A 15489-nucleotide genomic window follows, 5' to 3' on the forward strand; every position below is an offset into this window, starting at 1 on the left:
TCGAACCTGTTTGAGCTAAAAAAAAGCAGGATCAAATCTCGCGGACTCCTGTGAAGAAACAGCCGGTCTGATACCTCTGCTCATAGAATTGAGGCGACTTGGAGTTCCTTCATAGAAAACGAGTAATAATTGATCCTGCAAGGCAAGGATAAAAAACATGGACTCTGCATGCTTTTTAAACAGCCGGCTTAACCTCCAAAAAAGAAATCAAAAATATTGCTTGCTTTGGATGCTTGTTTGTTATAAAACTCTGAATATCCACAGTTTTTGCAGAAGACGACCGTAAATTGATTGTTTTGTACGTCCATCAGTTTGGAAAGTCCTGTACCTGTCATTGCTACATCTTTCGAATCAGCATCAGTACTTCCGCATTTGATGCATCCTTGATCACTCATAGAATCCCCCTCCTTATATCTTCCTTATTGAATACATACGGACGAGAACGGCAGTAGGTTTCACTCAGCTCTTCTTGCTGCCTGCTGAATCGGATCCCAGACACTATTGAACGGCGGGGCATAAGCTAAGTCCAGTTCGATCAGACTGTCCACAGACATGTGATGATAAAGAGCCGTAGCCAGGACATCAATCCTCTTATCGACACCCTCTCTACCTATGATTTGTCCGCCTAACAGAGCTCGCGTTTTCTCATGATAAATAAGCTTTACATTCATCGTGCCTGCTTTTGAATAGTATCCAGCCGCGTGTGTCGACTCAAGCGATACTGTTTTATACGGAATACCCTCCTGCTCCGCTTCACGGGAAGAGATTCCAGTTCGTCCTAGCGTTAAATCAAAAAACTTAAGAATCGACGTGCCTACAATTCCGCGAAAGCTTGTGTGCTCATTAACTATATTCAACCCTGCAATTTGTCCTTGTTTGTTAGCATGAGTGCCAAGCGGTATGTAGTCATGCCGTTCTTTAATGCGATGATACTGCGTAGCGCAGTCTCCGGCCGCATAAATATCCATAATGCTTGTTTCCATAAAGCCATTAACTTGGATAGCGTCATTGTAACTTTTATAAATTCCTGTTCCTTCAAGAAAAGAGGTATTGGGCGTTACTCCAGCAGAGATTAGGACGTGATCAGTCTTGTAACGGGCTTTATCTGTGATCACATATTCGACCCGATCCTCTCCTTCAAAACCTTCAACTGATTCTCCTAAGGCCAGCTTGACCCCGTTTCTTTCTGCTTCACCATGGATTAGATCTGCCATCTCCTCGTCAAAAATCTTAGCCAGCTGGGCTCCACGGTCAATGATACAGACGTCTTTTCCAATACTCACAAGATTTTCTGCCATTTCCAGCCCGATATAACCTCCACCAATAATGACAGCTTCCTGCACCTCATTATTCAAGTCTTCCATAATCGCTTTTGCATCAGGAATCGTTTTTAACGGAAAAATTCCCTCAAGCTGTTTCCCTTCCCAGGGGGGAATAACCGGGTCGGCACCAGTGGCTACAAGCAGGCGGTCATATCGTTCCTCAAATACCTTCCCGTTTTGATGATTAATACCGTGTACGATTTTCTTATCACAATCCACACGTGTCACTTCGTGTAAAACTCTTGCATCAATGCCGTATTTTTCCCGGAAAGTTTCAGGAGTCCTTGCAATTAAGTCCTCGGTGGAATTGACCTCTCCCCCAATGACATAAGGAAGTCCGCATTGTCCATAGGAATAAACCTCCCCACGTTCTAGAGCGATCACCTCGTGTCCCTCGCTGTTTCTCACGATTTGCATTGCAGCGCTCATCCCGGCAGCATCACCGCCGATAATTAAAATCCGCATCTCACATCACATCCTTCCTTTTAGTTATTCCCCAAAGCGACAGCTTCTCAAAACATTCTCTTTACAAAAGTAGTGGAGCACGTTAGTATAAATTATTAAACTTTTCAAAAAATAAGCAGAAGAAGGAGGATATTATGAAAGAATTCAAGCAGTCTAAAGCCTTGCAGCGGTTACCAGACCAGTTTTTTGCCAAGCTTGTAAAGAAGCTCAATACATACCGGGAACAGGGACACGATCTGATTAACCTCGGACAAGGAAACCCTGATCAGCCTACTCCCGATCATATTGTGAAAGCGCTGCAAAAAGCAGCTGAAAACCCTGTTAATCACAAGTATTCTCCTTTTCAAGGCTTCGACCATTTAAAGGAAGCGGTTGCTACTTATTATAAACGAGAATACGACGTTGATATTGATCCTTCCCAAGAGGTTGCTGTCCTTTTTGGAAGTAAAGCCGGTCTCGTTGAATTAAGTCAGTGTTTTTTAGATCCTGGAGACACAGCACTTGTTCCCGATCCGGGATACCCCGATTATTGGTCAGGCGTAGCATTAGCTGACGGTGTAATGGAGCCCCTCCCTTTACTTGAGAGTAATGGCTTCCTCCCTGACTATAAAGAAATCAGCAAAGATACATTGGAAAAAGCAAAGCTTATGTTTCTCAACTATCCAAATAATCCAACTTCAGCAGTTGCCAATCGCTCATTCTTTGAAGAGACGATTGAAGTTGCGGATAAAAACGATATTTGTGTTGTGCACGACTTTGCCTACGGGGCAATTGGATTTGATGGAGAGAAGCCGTTAAGTTTTCTGCAGATACCAGGTGCTAAAAGTGTAGGTGTAGAAATCTATACCATGTCTAAAACATACAACATGGCAGGATGGCGGATCGCCTTTGCTGTAGGTAATCCAAGCGTAGTAAAAGCGCTTGAATTGATCCAGGATCATTACTACGTCAGCCTGTTTGGGGCCGTCCAGGACGCTGCGGCCACGGCTCTTCTCGATTCTCAAGACTGTGTGGAAGACCTAAAAGAAACTTATGAGCGAAGAAGGAATATCTTAGCGACAGGTCTACAGGAGGCTGGTTATGAAATTACGCCGTGTAAGGGCTCATTTTTCATGTGGCTGAAGGCGCCTGAAGGCTACACGTCCGAGTCCTTCGCAGATGAACTTCTTGAGAAAACCGGTCTGTTTGTTGCACCCGGAATAGGATTTGGAGAATACGGGGAATCATATGTACGAATTGGACTGAACAATTCGGATAAAAGTCTGCAGGAGGCAGTAAAGCGATTTAAAGCTTTTAAAGAAAAATAAAAAAAGAGACAAAGTAAAGCAGTGATAACAAATAACGACAATAATAATCCGAACTGATTTCAACAAAATCGTTCGGATTATTTTATGTTTTACTCAGTTTTTTCCCAACATACTGGGCATGATAAAGGTTCACCAAACTAATAAAATTATTAAAAAAACCTAACATTTCTCTACAAGCTTCACTCGTTTTTTGGGGTTTTCTTTATTTAAAATGGAAACTCTCGATAGCCGTTCATTACTCCAATCCATTTTACCGTTGTAAACTTATCTAACGCCCATTCACCGCCAAAGCGGCCGATTCCGGACTCTTTTTCACCGCCAAACGCCACGTGCGCTTCATCGTTAACGGACTGATCATTAATATGAATCATTCCTGTTTCTACTCTTTTACCTACTTCCACCCCGCGGTGCACATCTTCCGTAAACACAGCACCGCTCAAGCCGTAGAGTGAATTGTTCGCTTCTTCAATAGCTTCTTCTTCACTGCTTACTTTAATAACAGAAGCCACCGGGCCGAACATCTCATGCTCTGCAACAGGCATCTCGCTTTTAACGCCTGTCAGGACTGTAGGCTGCATGACACTTCCCTCAGCCTCTCCCCCGGTTAAAATTACAGCTCCCTGTTCTACACTTGTTGAAATCTCATTCTGGATTCGTTCAACAGCTTCATTATTAATCAATGGACCAACAACGGTATCTTTTTCAGAAGGATCTCCGTATTTCAAGCTTTCCACCTTCTCTTTAAAAGCTTCCACAAACTGATCGTGCACTTTTTCATGAACAATAATACGGTTAAGTGACATACAAATCTGGCCTTGATGCAAAAATTTACCGAAAGCTGCTGCTTGAACAGCTTTTTCAATATCGGCATCATCAAGAACGAGCATAGCGTTATTCCCGCCAAGTTCCAATGCCGTATCTTTAATATGCTTTCCAGCCAATTCGCCGATATGGCTGCCTACTTCCGTGGAGCCTGTAAACGAAATAAGCTTAACGTCAGGATGGGTTACAAATGCATCTCCAATTTCCGAACCTCTTCCGACAACTACATTACAAACTCCCGCAGGAAATCCTGCTTCTTCAAATAATTCAGCGATAAACAACCCTGACGTCACCGGAGTATCAGAAGCGGGTTTAACGACCACCGTATTTCCAGTGGCTAAGGCAGGAGCAATCGAACGCATCGCTAAATGAAATGGAAAGTTCCATGGTCCTATGACACCGATAACCCCTTTAGGAGAACGATAAATTCTATTCTCCTTCCCTTTTGTATTAGAAGGCAGGATTTGACCGTTCATCCGCGTAGGAAATGAAGCAGATTCTTTAATGATACCAAGCGCTGCCTGGTATTCGACCTCGGCTTTTACAAGGGTGCTCCCTGCTTCTTTTACGAGCCAGTCAACGATTTCATCTTTCCGATTCTCTACTACCTTCATTAAAGCGTCAAAATAAGCTTGTACCTCTGCGGGACTATAAGACATCCACTCTTTTTGTGCTTCTTTTGCCGCTTGATACGCTTGATCTAAATCTTCTTTATCAGCGGATGGTATATCAGCCAGCGTCTGTCTCGTGTAAGGATTGATATTATTAACGCTTTTATCACTGGAACCTGTCCGCCACTCCCCATTTATATATTGCTTAGTAAATGTTTGTGGACTCATTATCGTAACCTCCATGTTTATACTCACAAGAGTATTTCCACTTAAGTTTTCCTCTCAAACTCTATTTGATTAGCATCTGCATATCTACGTGAGGGATGTCATCTTCTAAATAGACGTCTGAAACCTCAGTAAAACCAAAGGATCCATAGAAACTACGTAAGTACTCCTGGCCATGCAGCCAAATGGATGAGGCATGCACCTCTTCTTTTAGAAAACTAATCGCCCGTTCCATCAGTTCCCTGCCTGTACCTGTACCTCTTGCCTCTTGGGTGACGAGAACACGACCGATAGCATAAGATCCATTTTCAACTTCAGGAGGAACAATTCGACAATACGCTTCAATGCTCCCGTTACGTTCTTTCCAAATATGTACACACCTCTCATCCTTCCCATCCACTTCAGGGTACGGGCATTCCTGTTCAACAACAAATACTTGAACACGTAATTGCAAAATGGAATACAACTCCCGCTTCGTCAATTCTTCAAAACTTTTCCTTTCCCACATCTGTAACACCAGCTTTCTTTTTGATTGAACTTACTATAACTATACAAAACTTCTTTGGGATTCAAACTATTTTTTGTATGTTTTTTGTTTAAATCGGTCGGGGCGGGGAATATTACGTCTAGCAAAATTATATTAGTATAAGGAGGTCGTATTACTTGTTCTTAAATTTCATTCCTATGGAAATTCGCAAATACCTTCAAATGTCCAAACGGCAGCGCAAACACGAAATGCAGATGACATTGTGGTATATGCCAGCTTTCTATATTTTAATATCTGTTATTCTAGTTGCCATTACCTTATTTCTAGACCTCCAAATTGGGTTGGAAGAAGTCGCCCCAAGTATGCTGCAAATTCAAGCTTCGGTGACCCGGACCCTCGTCAGTACATTAATCGGCGGGATTTTAACTCTAAGTGCATTCACGCTCAACTCCCTGCTTGTCGTACTTACAACGTTCAGCGGACAATTCTCCCCCCGAATGCTCCTGAACTTCGTTTCCGACCGGCAAACCCAGCATGCCCTGGGGATATTTAACGGAAGCTTTGTTTATGTATTGCTCGCTTTCTTATTTATAGGAAATGCTTCCACAGATACAATATTCGTAGCCACCCCTGTAATTACTGTGGCTCTTGCTTTTACCACAGCTATTGTATTTATTTATTTTATTAACCATGCTACGACATGGATGCAGGTTCATAACATAACGTATACGATGAAAAACGTCTCTAAGAAAATCATCTATGACTCTCTTCGCAAAGATCTGGACGAACACAGGACGAGAAATCCTGGTGACCTTAAGGAAGAAGAACAAAAGGATCAGCATCACGTACTGGCCCGAAGATCAGGGTACTTACAGACAGTCGATTATAATACCATGATCAACGAAGCTAGAAACGATGATGTTATTATTCAATTACACTTTCAAGTAGGCGATTATGTGCTTGCAGGTAATGAATTTTTCAGTTTCTGGGGCCCCGGTGCTTCTGAAGTAGAAGAATCAAAGTATTACAACATGTTCGAACTCGGTCACAAAGAAACTGAGATTCAGGATTTACAAATGGGGATGCACAAGCTGGCGGAAATTGCGATCAAAGCGATAGGCAACGATGATCCAAAGACCGCTTCAAACACGATTCATCAAATGTCTGAGCTCATGCTCAGTGTTGACAGCTATATCACGTTCAGTCCTTATTTGGCAGACGAGCGTAAACAAGTCCGTGTTATTCTTAAAGAAGAGACGTTTGATTATTATTTGTACCGAGGATTTGGCTTTATCAGACACTACGCGAAGGACAACCACTTAGTTATCACTGATATTATGGCGTCACTTGCGAAGGTGGCCGAGTCAATTGACGTATCCAAGCATGATAAATTATGGGAGTTTGGCTGCAATACAATGGACCATATTGAACATGAAGTCATCTATGAGCTGGATAAAACTTTCTTGCTTCGAGAAGTATACAATTTAGCTAAAGTGACAGATCATTTGAATGAATATCCGCGAATAGAATCTAAATTTTTTCCTAACGCTAATGAGAATACGTAATAAAATCAGGCTCCGGCCTGATTTTTACTTGTAAATAGCTTTTATTCAAGTATTTTTATTACCCATAAAAAACCTTCTAAATACAGAAATCCATTAAAAGAAAAGTTTCTTTTATTTAGATCGGAACGCTTGGAAGTAAGCGGGACGTTATGATCTAACCTCCTTCCCTATAGTTGAGGCTTTCCCGGTATTCTTACAACCAGAATTATGATAATGGTGGAACTGTTGACACATTTAATTCATTTACTTAATATTATATATGTACATATACACATATATTGAAATAAGGAGGTGCTTTTATGGGACATCATCACCACCATCACCATGATCACACCACAGGTAATATCAAAATTGCTTTCTTCCTAAACCTTGGCTTTACAATTATTGAGCTGATAGGCGGTATCTTAACAAACAGCATGGCGATTATTTCAGATGCCCTTCATGATTTAGGAGATTCGTTGTCTCTTGGGCTGGCATGGTTTTTACAAAAGTTTTCCCGAAAAAAGAAAACCCAGCAATTTTCCTTTGGATTTAAACGTTTCTCCTTACTGGCTGCCTTAATTAACAGCATTGTATTAGTTGTAGGGTCGATCTTTATTCTTTCAGAAGCCATTCCTAGGCTAATGAACCCTGAACAGCCTCACACTTTAGGAATGATGGGGCTTTCGGTGCTTGGGATTATAGTGAATGGAGCAGCCGTCCTCAGGCTTAAAGGCGGTGAATCGATGAATCAGAAGGTGATGACATGGCACTTGCTGGAGGATGTACTGGGCTGGGTAGCTGTTTTTATTGTCAGCATTGTGATGACTTTTGTCGATTTTCCAATATTAGATCCAATCGCCTCCATTCTGATTACGATTTACATTCTCTATAATGTAGTGGTCAATTTAATTAAGACGATGAGGTTATTCCTGGAAGCAGTGCCAGAGAATATTGATCTGGACGGAATTATTAACAAAATCAACACCTTACCTCACGTTCAATCCACTCATCACACGCACTTATGGTCACTGGACGGCGAGCATCACGCCTTTTCAACACACGTAGTCGTGCCTTCAGATTCAACAAAGAATGAAATATGTACCATTAAAGAGAATGTCAAAGAAGTGATCAACTCCATCCACCTGGATCACATTACCATAGAAATTGAATACGAGGACGAATACTGTTCGATGCTGGAAGAAGATGAAGGAGGCACTGATCATGGATGATTCCTTTTACACAAAAGATCTTGACGAAGAAACATTGTTCGTTGTAACTCAAACCTTTAAAGCCTTATCAGACCACACAAGAGTGAGAATTCTTAATTTACTTTTCGAGAAAGAATATAGTGTAAATGAGATCGCTGAAAACTTAAAGCTCCGCCAGTCCACGGTTTCACACCAGCTCCGTTTCTTGAAGAACCTGCGGCTTGTGAAATACCGCCGGGAGGGAACAACGATTTATTATTCCCATGATGACGAGCATGTCATTAATGTGCTGCAGCAAATGATTCAGCACGCTCTTCACCATTAAATATAAAATAACAGCGCCGTTATGTATAAAAAAATCGGGTATGGAACCAGAGAAGTTCCATACCCGATTTTTTATAATCACTGCATACGCCCGTCCTACCAGTCCAGACCTTTCTACATTTCCAGCGTTTCCGGAGTGTTATCCCCAAGATTCATCAGACGGATATTTTCCGGATAAATTTCAAGCACAATATAGTCCGGGTCTCCTTTACTCGTAAACCAGCGTTCCATTTCTTCACTCCAGAGCCAATCCTTCATTTTCTGGTCTTCGCGAATTTTGGCTTGTCCTTCCACTTCTAAATAAGCATCACCTAACCCTTGACCTTCATAGCCAATTAAGATGTGGACATTTGGGTTGTCTTCAATTTCATCTGCCTTGTGCGTTTCTCTATTGGTGGGTGTATAAAAGGTGAACTCATCATCATTGGAAAATGTCATATATCTCGTATGCGGCTTTCCATTTTTCACAGTAGCCAGTGTTCCAATTTGATGTTGATCCATAATATTGTAAATTTTCTTCTTTAATTCTTCTTGATCCACTTCTCATTCTCCTTTCCTTTATGAAAACTTGTTTTTAGTTTTCCTGTTGAAAGGAAAATATAAACATCAGAATGTGTTGAGATTTTATTAGGAGGTGGAGACATTATACGTTACACTACGGAAAAGGAAATAAGAAAGCTTTATTTGGAGGTGAAACCTGAATGAGAAGTGGTAATCCTGTGTTAAAAAGTGAAGCCTTCAGCTCTTCCAGGGTTTCTAGCAGTACGATGACCCTCGGAGGGACCGTGTTTAAAACCAGCCTCCTCTTCTTATTTCTATTAGGTACAGCGTTGTATACGTGGAACCAATATTATCAGGGCGCAGATATAACTATGATGATGATCATCGGTGCTTTAGGAAGTTTTATCGTCGCCATTTTCACAGTTTTCATAAAAAAGGCAGCACCTGTCACTGCACCTCTTTATGCTGCACTTGAGGGATTTTTTCTAGGAGGTCTCTCTTCTTATGTGGAAGCTAGTTATCCCGGGATCGTTATTCAGGCGGCAGCCCTTACATTTGCCGTAATGGGCGGACTTCTCCTGCTTTATTCCACACGCATCATTAAAGTGACTCATAGGCTGAGGTTAATGATTATTTCAGCCACGATTGGAATCTTTATTGTTTATGCCATTAATATCCTAATGAGAATCTTTTTAGAGACAGAAGTTCCCTACTTACATTCAAGCGGACCTGTCGGCATTGGAATCAGTTTATTTATCGTTGCGATTGCTGCTCTTAATCTCGTTCTGGATTTTGATTTTATCGAAAGAAGTGCAAGGCGTGGTGCCCCTAAGTTTATGGAATGGTATGCTGCCTTTGGTTTAATGATTACACTGGCCTGGTTATATATAGAAATTCTCCGGCTTCTGCGAAAAATACGTCGTTAGAGATTTAGAAGGAAACAACTGAATTAGTCCCTCTCATATTTTTGTAATATTTGTAACACAATTGAAATAATGTCTTTAATTATGCTTTAATTTGTATTAAAATAGGGGAAGTTACTATTGGGAGGACCCTTATGCTCGACAAACTGATAATTAACAAAAAAAAGTTCATAGTCATCACGATCTTATCGTTCGTCCTGGGCAGTTCACTCTTTTTTGCAAACTCTACCCCCACTCGATCGGAAAAACCTGCAGAAATTACTCCGACAGTTTTCGTACATGGGTTTAAAGGCGGGCCTGCTTCTTTTAATACCATGCTCGATCGGTTTGAAGACAACAATTGGGGTACAAAGCGGATGGTTATTTATGTTAATCCATCTGGAGATGTACGAGTCCGCGGAGGAATTCCGCATACGATGAACCCCTTTATTCAAGTTATATTTGGAAATAACCGGGCAAGTGTTGCTGACCAAACAAATTGGATGCAGAAAGTTATGGCCAAGCTTAAGCACAACTATGCAATCGACCAGGTCAACTTAGTCGGCCATTCAATGGGGGGCTTGGCTTCTACAAACTTTTTATTAAACAACCAGGAAAATGACTATCCTGAAGTCAATAAGCTGGTAGCTATAGGCAGTCCTTTCCTCGGAATCGGACAGAATGATTATTTTACAATGAATACAGGAGAAGCAACTGTTGACTTGCAGGTAGAATCCAATGCACTGACTACAATGATAAAAAACAAAGAGAACTTTGACGAAAATGTCCAGGCCTTAGCTATCGCCGGAGTCATTAACGAGGATGCGCCTAAAGAAGATCAATGGGACGGACTTGTCACCCAGCAAAGCGCCCACGGATTGCAAAGCATAGTACCGGAAGAAAATTTTTATAAACAAACTTTCACCGATGCTTCCTCCACTCATTCGGGCTTACATGAACACACCGGGGTAGATCAAACTATAGCCGAGTTCTTATGGAGTATTCATTAATAAAGATATTAAAAAAACCCGGCTTACCGCAAAGTCAAATGGCGGAAAGTATTTCTTATATTTTAGTCCTTTGACAAAGTTAAACTTTTTAAAGAGAGACACAGCATCAATTATGATGCTGTGTCTCTTTTTTTATATTCACAGGAATAGACCGCCCCTTTCTCTTATGATTATTTTTAATAAGATCAGCTGCTTTCACACAAAATAACTCTATAGACTATATCACGCAGAGGATGTTAAAAAATGAAAGTAGCTGAACTTCTTGTTAAATGTCTGGAAAATGAAGGAGTCGAATATATCTTCGGGGTGCCGGGTGAAGAAAACATCGATTTAATGGATGCCCTGATCGATTCTAAGATTGAATTTATTGTAACCCATCACGAAACAAGTGCAGCCTTTATGGCAGGTACTTACGGCCGGCTTACAGGGAAACCCGGTGTCTGCTTAGCAACGCTTGGACCAGGAGCGACGAATTTGCTGACAGGTGTAGCTAATGCAAATATGGACCACTGCCCGTTAATCGCGATTACAGGTCAGGCAGGACTTAACCGCCAGCACAAAATTTCCCACCAATATTATGACCTTGTTAACCTATATGAACCTGTTACGAAATGGAATACCCAAATTAAAACGGCGGAGATTGTGCCAGAAGTCGTCCGAAAAGCCTACCAGCTGGCAATGCAGGAGAAACCAGGTGCGACCCATATTGATCTCCCAGAGGATATAGCAGGTATGGAGGTTGAAGGGGCACCGCTTAAGGTGACTGGGCATTCTTTGCCTCAAGCAGATGAAACTGTCATTCAAGAAGCGGCCAAACTAATTCAGCAGGCTCGCTATCCATTGATTCTAGCTGGAAACGGGATTACTCGAGGACTTGCCGTCCCAACATTTCGGGAGTTTGTGGAAAAAACTCAATTACCAGTTGTCCATTCCTTTATGGGGAAAGGTGCTCTTTCCTATAAAGATGAATTAAGCCTGCTCACCGCTGGAATCAGTGGAAAAGATTATATAACCTGTGGCTTCAGCCAGTCAGATTTAATTATTTGTATCGGGTTTGATATAGCAGAAACGCCTCCGGAGAATTGGAACCCTAAACGCGATACGCCAATTTTACACATTGACACAGAAGACGCTGAAACCGACTCCCACTACCCTGTCGCATTAAATGTAGTCGGTGATATTAAAGAAAACCTTGCTGAACTTCTTAAAGTTCTCCCTGTTAATAAACAACACCCGGATTGGGTAAGTACGATCAGGGAGCAAGCCCTTAATGAATTAAAAGAGTATGAACATGATACTGGATTCCCGGTTAAACCCCAAAAAATCATATCGGACTTACGGGAGGTTTTAGGAGACAAGGATATAGCGATTTCAGACGTAGGGGCACATAAAATGTGGATGGCCCGAATGTATCACACGACTCACCCAAATACTTGTCTTATTTCGAATGGATTGGCATCCATGGGAGTGGCCGTACCAGGAGCTATCGCCGCAAAAATGTCTTATCCTGAACGAAACGTCGTCGCTGTTTGTGGAGATGGAGCTTTTCAAATGACAGGAGCTGAGCTGGAAACTGCTGTCCGTCTTAATCTGCCGATCATTGTTCTCTTATGGAGGGATGATGGATACGGCCTGATCGAATGGCATCAGTTAAAGAAATTTGAACGCCCTTCTCATATAAGCTTCGGCAACCCTGATTATGTCCAGCTGGCTAACTCATACGGGTTTGAAGGGATAAGAATTGAAAAGGCTGACGATTTAAAGCCTGTACTAGAGCAGGCCATTTCCATGAATAAACCTGTATTCATCGATTGTCCAGTAGATTATCGAGAAAATATGAAATTAACTACTATGTTAAAGAATATAAATTGTTGAGTTGAGGTGATTCTATGTATATTTCTTCCATCATCAATGGAGAGACATTTAAGAAGGAGAGCAGAGATACACTCGCTGTAGTGAATCCCTATAATCAAGAAGAGATTGCTCAGATCATACTGGCTACGCCTGACGATTTAGAAACCGCCGTAACAAATAGCTACGAAATCTTTCATCAAACAATGAAAAAAATGCCAGCTTACAAACGCGCTGATATTCTGTTAAAGACAGCTGAGCTTCTCAAAGAAAGGAAAGAAGATTTCGCTGCTACTATTGCAGAAGAAGCAGGAAAACCACTTAAATTCAGCAGGAATGAGGTAGACCGTGCAGTCCAGGTCATTCGATTTGCTTCTGAACAAGCTAAACAAATCAATGGAGAAGTGATACCGCTTGATGCTGCCGTTGGAGGAGAGAATCGCTTCGGTTTTACAAAGCGAGTACCACTCGGTGTTGTTGCGGCAATTACACCTTTTAATTTCCCGCTTAATTTATCGTTACACAAAATTGCGCCAGCTTTAGCCGCAGGAAATACAGTAGTCTTTAAACCGGCAGAAAAAACCCCCATCTCAGCCTACAAGCTTGTACAGCTTTTTCACGAGGCCGGTCTTCCTAAAGGTGCTTTGAATGTTGTGATGGGCTTAGGAGAAGAGTTGGGAGATCCATTGGTTGAGCATGACAAAGTACAAAAAGTGACCTTTACAGGCAGCCTTCCTGTGGGACGGGGAATCAGGGAAAAAGCGGGTTTTAAAAAGATCACGTTGGAATTAGGATCGAATTCTCCGAACATCATATTTAAAGACGTAGATTTAGAGGCGCCCATAGAAGGCTTAGTTACCGGTGCTTTTGCATTCTCGGGCCAAGTTTGTATCTCAGCACAACGAATTTATGTCCAGCAAGACATCTATCATGAATTTCTCGAAAAATTTGTAAATCGTACAAAAGCTCTAAAAATAGGAGATCCGCTGGAGGATGCCACTGAATTTGGGCCCATGATCGATGAAAAAGCAGCAGAACGTGCAAAAACGTGGATAGACGACGCTGTATCTAAAGGAGCCACTGTTGAAACAGGCGGAGAACGAAACGGAACCATGTTGACACCAACCATCATGACCAATGTGAAAAACGACATGAAAATAATTGCTGAAGAAGTCTTTGCTCCTATCGTATCCGTTATTCCTTTTCATACAGAAGAAGAAGCGGTTAAGTATGCTAATGAATCGATTTATGGTTTGCAGGCGGGTATTTTTACGAAAGATTTAAACCGTGCATTCAGTGTAGCCGATCAATTGGAAATGGGCGGAGTATGGATCAATGAAATTTCAACCTATCGGCAGGATAACCACCCTTATGGCGGTGTTAAGCAGAGCGGCATCGGGCGTGAAGGTGTAAAGTATGCCATAGATGATATGACAGAGTTAAAATTCATTGGAATCAAATTAGATTAAAAATCCTACACAGGTATAGTTCAACTTGCAGAGAAACCCACCGGTTTTTCTGCAAGTTTTTCTTATTCTTTAAAAAAATAAGCCGCTGAGAGTGTCCCAGCAGCCTAAATTATTCTTTTGAACTTAAGTCTGAATCTTTAATCCAGCCCCGTGCACTTAATGCTTTCACAATATGGTTAACCCCTACCATGTAAGCGGCCTGTCTCATCCTGCATTTTTCTTTATCCCGCATCTTAATGATACTTTCAAATCCAAACACCATGTGCTCCTCAAGCTTCTGATTAATTTCTTTCTCACTCCAGTAGTAATTCATCGAGTTCTGTACCCATTCAAAGTATGAAACCGTTACCCCTCCTGCATTACACAAAATATCTGGAATAACAAATATATCTTTTTCTTCAAGAATGGCATCACCTTCAGGGGTGGTAGGCCCGTTAGCCGCTTCCGCTAAAATCTTAGCCTTAATCGTTGGAGCCGTATCCTTAGTAATCTGATTTTCAATAGCAGCCGGGATTAATATATCTACCTCCAGACCAAACATTTCCTCATTTGATATCGATTCAGCTTCAGAATACTCCGATGCATGGTTCCCTTCTTGGACAAACTTAATAAGCTCTGGAATGTTGAGGCCATCTTTCTTGTAAATGCCTCCTTTAGCATCTGTCACAGCTAAAATCTTTACGCCAAGTTCGTCTAAGAATTTAGCCGTCATCGAACCAACATTCCCGAATCCCTGGATGGCAGCAGTAGCTTTACTTAAATCAATCTCAAGCACTTTGGCTGCTTCCTGTATAGTCAGCACAACACCTCTCCCTGTTGCTTCGAGCCTGCCGAGGGAACCGCCGATTATAATCGGTTTCCCCGTAATCATTCCCGGAATGTTATATCCTCGAAGCTGATCAAATTCATCGATCATCCATCCCATCATTTCCGGAGTAGTGTTTACATCCGGGGCTGGAATGTCTTTTTCAGGTCCAATGATTGGTGTGATTTTTCGAATATACGTTCGACTTAAGATTTCCAGCTCTCTATCAGACAACTCACCAGGTTCTACAATCACTCCCCCTTTACCTCCCCCAAGAGGAAGATCAAGAATGGCTGACTTTAAAGACATCCAAATCGACAAAGCCTTCACTTCATCAACGGTTACGGCAGGATGAAAGCGAATCCCTCCTTTAGTAGGTCCTAGAATATCAATGTGCTGACATCGATAACCTGTAAAGTTCTGAACTTCCCCATTATCCATTCGTACAGGCAGGGAAACCTCAAATAAACGCATCGGCTTTTTCAATATTTCATAAATATTATCACTCAATTCCAGCCTGGTCACTGACTCCTTTAATAGGTCTTTTACAATTGTATAGGGGTTAAGTCCGTCGTGTGTAGTAACGTCCGATTCTGTCTTATCTCGTTTGTTTGCCATTTTACCCTTCCTCCT

14 protein-coding genes are annotated in these 15489 nt (G+C 41.7%); 8 read left to right on the forward strand and 6 right to left on the reverse strand.

The features are described 5' to 3' along the window. Positions 1–188 precede the first annotated feature (188 nt). Both C1A12_RS19350 and C1A12_RS19355 read right to left on the reverse strand, forming a co-directional pair. Positions 189–395 (reverse strand): zinc ribbon domain-containing protein, encoded by a 207-nt coding sequence (locus C1A12_RS19350; RefSeq protein WP_101846675.1) that lies wholly within the window; start codon positions 393–395, stop codon positions 189–191. A gap of 60 nt (positions 396–455) precedes the next feature. Further along, positions 456–1787, reverse strand: coding sequence for a CoA-disulfide reductase (locus tag C1A12_RS19355; RefSeq protein ID WP_101846677.1), 1332 nt, complete (start codon positions 1785–1787; stop codon positions 456–458). Positions 1788–1921: 134 nt separating this feature from the next. On the opposite strand from C1A12_RS19355, the gene C1A12_RS19360 reads away from it, so the two are divergent. Further along, on the forward strand, positions 1922–3094 hold the full coding sequence (locus C1A12_RS19360; RefSeq protein WP_101846679.1) for a pyridoxal phosphate-dependent aminotransferase: 1173 nt from the start codon (positions 1922–1924) through the stop codon (positions 3092–3094). Positions 3095–3300: 206 nt separating this feature from the next. Here the strand turns inward: C1A12_RS19360 and C1A12_RS19365 are convergent, their stop codons facing one another. Then, a complete protein-coding gene (locus C1A12_RS19365) occupies positions 3301–4755 on the reverse strand; it encodes an aldehyde dehydrogenase family protein (protein ID WP_101846681.1) in 1455 nt (484 codons plus the stop codon). Between the two features lie 61 nt (positions 4756–4816). After that, a complete protein-coding gene (locus tag C1A12_RS19370) occupies positions 4817–5260 on the reverse strand; it encodes a GNAT family N-acetyltransferase (protein ID WP_101846683.1) in 444 nt (147 codons plus the stop codon). Positions 5261–5415: 155 nt separating this feature from the next. Between C1A12_RS19370 and C1A12_RS19375 the strand changes: the two genes are divergently transcribed. The 3 genes from C1A12_RS19375 to C1A12_RS19385 all read left to right on the forward strand — a co-directional run bounded on the left by C1A12_RS19375 (position 5416) and on the right by C1A12_RS19385 (position 8319). Beyond that, the gene (locus tag C1A12_RS19375; protein WP_101846686.1) at positions 5416–6804 is read left to right on the forward strand and encodes a DUF2254 domain-containing protein; all 1389 of its coding nucleotides are present in this window, start codon (positions 5416–5418) and stop codon (positions 6802–6804) included. A gap of 299 nt (positions 6805–7103) precedes the next feature. Beyond that, positions 7104–8015 (forward strand): cation diffusion facilitator family transporter, encoded by a 912-nt coding sequence (locus C1A12_RS19380; protein ID WP_101846688.1) that lies wholly within the window; start codon positions 7104–7106, stop codon positions 8013–8015. Further along, entirely contained in the window at positions 8008–8319 is a 312-nt protein-coding gene (locus C1A12_RS19385) for a helix-turn-helix transcriptional regulator (RefSeq protein ID WP_159462236.1), read from the forward strand. Before C1A12_RS19380 ends, C1A12_RS19385 begins: the two co-directional genes overlap by 8 nt. Positions 8320–8432: 113 nt before the next feature. Here C1A12_RS19385 and C1A12_RS19390 read toward each other — a convergent pair whose 3' ends face one another. After that, positions 8433–8858 (reverse strand): pyridoxamine 5'-phosphate oxidase family protein, encoded by a 426-nt coding sequence (locus C1A12_RS19390; protein ID WP_101846690.1) that lies wholly within the window; start codon positions 8856–8858, stop codon positions 8433–8435. Between the two features lie 161 nt (positions 8859–9019). On the opposite strand from C1A12_RS19390, the gene C1A12_RS19395 reads away from it, so the two are divergent. The 4 genes from C1A12_RS19395 to C1A12_RS19410 all read left to right on the forward strand — a co-directional run bounded on the left by C1A12_RS19395 (position 9020) and on the right by C1A12_RS19410 (position 14051). Further along, the gene (locus tag C1A12_RS19395) at positions 9020–9745 is read left to right on the forward strand and encodes a Bax inhibitor-1/YccA family protein (protein WP_101846692.1); all 726 of its coding nucleotides are present in this window, start codon (positions 9020–9022) and stop codon (positions 9743–9745) included. 131 nt (positions 9746–9876) lie between these two features. Next, positions 9877–10731: an alpha/beta fold hydrolase gene (locus C1A12_RS19400; RefSeq protein ID WP_101846694.1), complete on the forward strand. Its 855-nt coding sequence runs from the start codon at positions 9877–9879 to the stop codon at positions 10729–10731. Between the two features lie 243 nt (positions 10732–10974). Then, on the forward strand, positions 10975–12606 hold the full coding sequence (locus C1A12_RS19405; protein WP_101846695.1) for an acetolactate synthase large subunit: 1632 nt from the start codon (positions 10975–10977) through the stop codon (positions 12604–12606). A gap of 14 nt (positions 12607–12620) precedes the next feature. Beyond that, a complete protein-coding gene (locus tag C1A12_RS19410) occupies positions 12621–14051 on the forward strand; it encodes an aldehyde dehydrogenase family protein (RefSeq protein ID WP_101846697.1) in 1431 nt (476 codons plus the stop codon). Positions 14052–14160: 109 nt separating this feature from the next. On the opposite strand, the gene C1A12_RS19415 is transcribed toward C1A12_RS19410, so the two are convergent. Further along, the gene (locus C1A12_RS19415; protein ID WP_101846698.1) at positions 14161–15474 is read right to left on the reverse strand and encodes a Glu/Leu/Phe/Val dehydrogenase; all 1314 of its coding nucleotides are present in this window, start codon (positions 15472–15474) and stop codon (positions 14161–14163) included. Between the last annotated feature and the right edge of the window lie 15 nt (positions 15475–15489).

Source organism: Halobacillus sp. Marseille-P3879 (assembly GCF_900240285.1).
Classification (GTDB): Bacteria; Bacillota; Bacilli; order Bacillales; family Halobacillaceae; genus Halobacillus_A.

Bases quoted from the DNA above. Each gene is read 5' to 3' on its own strand.
- C1A12_RS19350 (WP_101846675.1), bottom strand. From the start codon at position 395: ATGAGTGATCAAGGATGCATCAAATGCGGAAGTACTGATGCTGATTCG.
- C1A12_RS19355 (WP_101846677.1), bottom strand. From the start codon at position 1,787: ATGCGGATTTTAATTATCGGCGGTGATGCTGCCGGGATGAGCGCTGCA.
- C1A12_RS19360 (WP_101846679.1), top strand. From the start codon at position 1,922: ATGAAAGAATTCAAGCAGTCTAAAGCCTTGCAGCGGTTACCAGACCAG.
- C1A12_RS19365 (WP_101846681.1), bottom strand. From the start codon at position 4,755: ATGAGTCCACAAACATTTACTAAGCAATATATAAATGGGGAGTGGCGG.
- C1A12_RS19370 (WP_101846683.1), bottom strand. From the start codon at position 5,260: ATGTGGGAAAGGAAAAGTTTTGAAGAATTGACGAAGCGGGAGTTGTAT.
- C1A12_RS19380 (WP_101846688.1), top strand. From the start codon at position 7,104: ATGGGACATCATCACCACCATCACCATGATCACACCACAGGTAATATC.
- C1A12_RS19385 (WP_159462236.1), top strand. From the start codon at position 8,008: ATGGATGATTCCTTTTACACAAAAGATCTTGACGAAGAAACATTGTTC.
- C1A12_RS19395 (WP_101846692.1), top strand. From the start codon at position 9,020: ATGAGAAGTGGTAATCCTGTGTTAAAAAGTGAAGCCTTCAGCTCTTCC.
- C1A12_RS19400 (WP_101846694.1), top strand. From the start codon at position 9,877: ATGCTCGACAAACTGATAATTAACAAAAAAAAGTTCATAGTCATCACG.
- C1A12_RS19405 (WP_101846695.1), top strand. From the start codon at position 10,975: ATGAAAGTAGCTGAACTTCTTGTTAAATGTCTGGAAAATGAAGGAGTC.
- C1A12_RS19410 (WP_101846697.1), top strand. From the start codon at position 12,621: ATGTATATTTCTTCCATCATCAATGGAGAGACATTTAAGAAGGAGAGC.
- C1A12_RS19415 (WP_101846698.1), bottom strand. From the start codon at position 15,474: ATGGCAAACAAACGAGATAAGACAGAATCGGACGTTACTACACACGAC.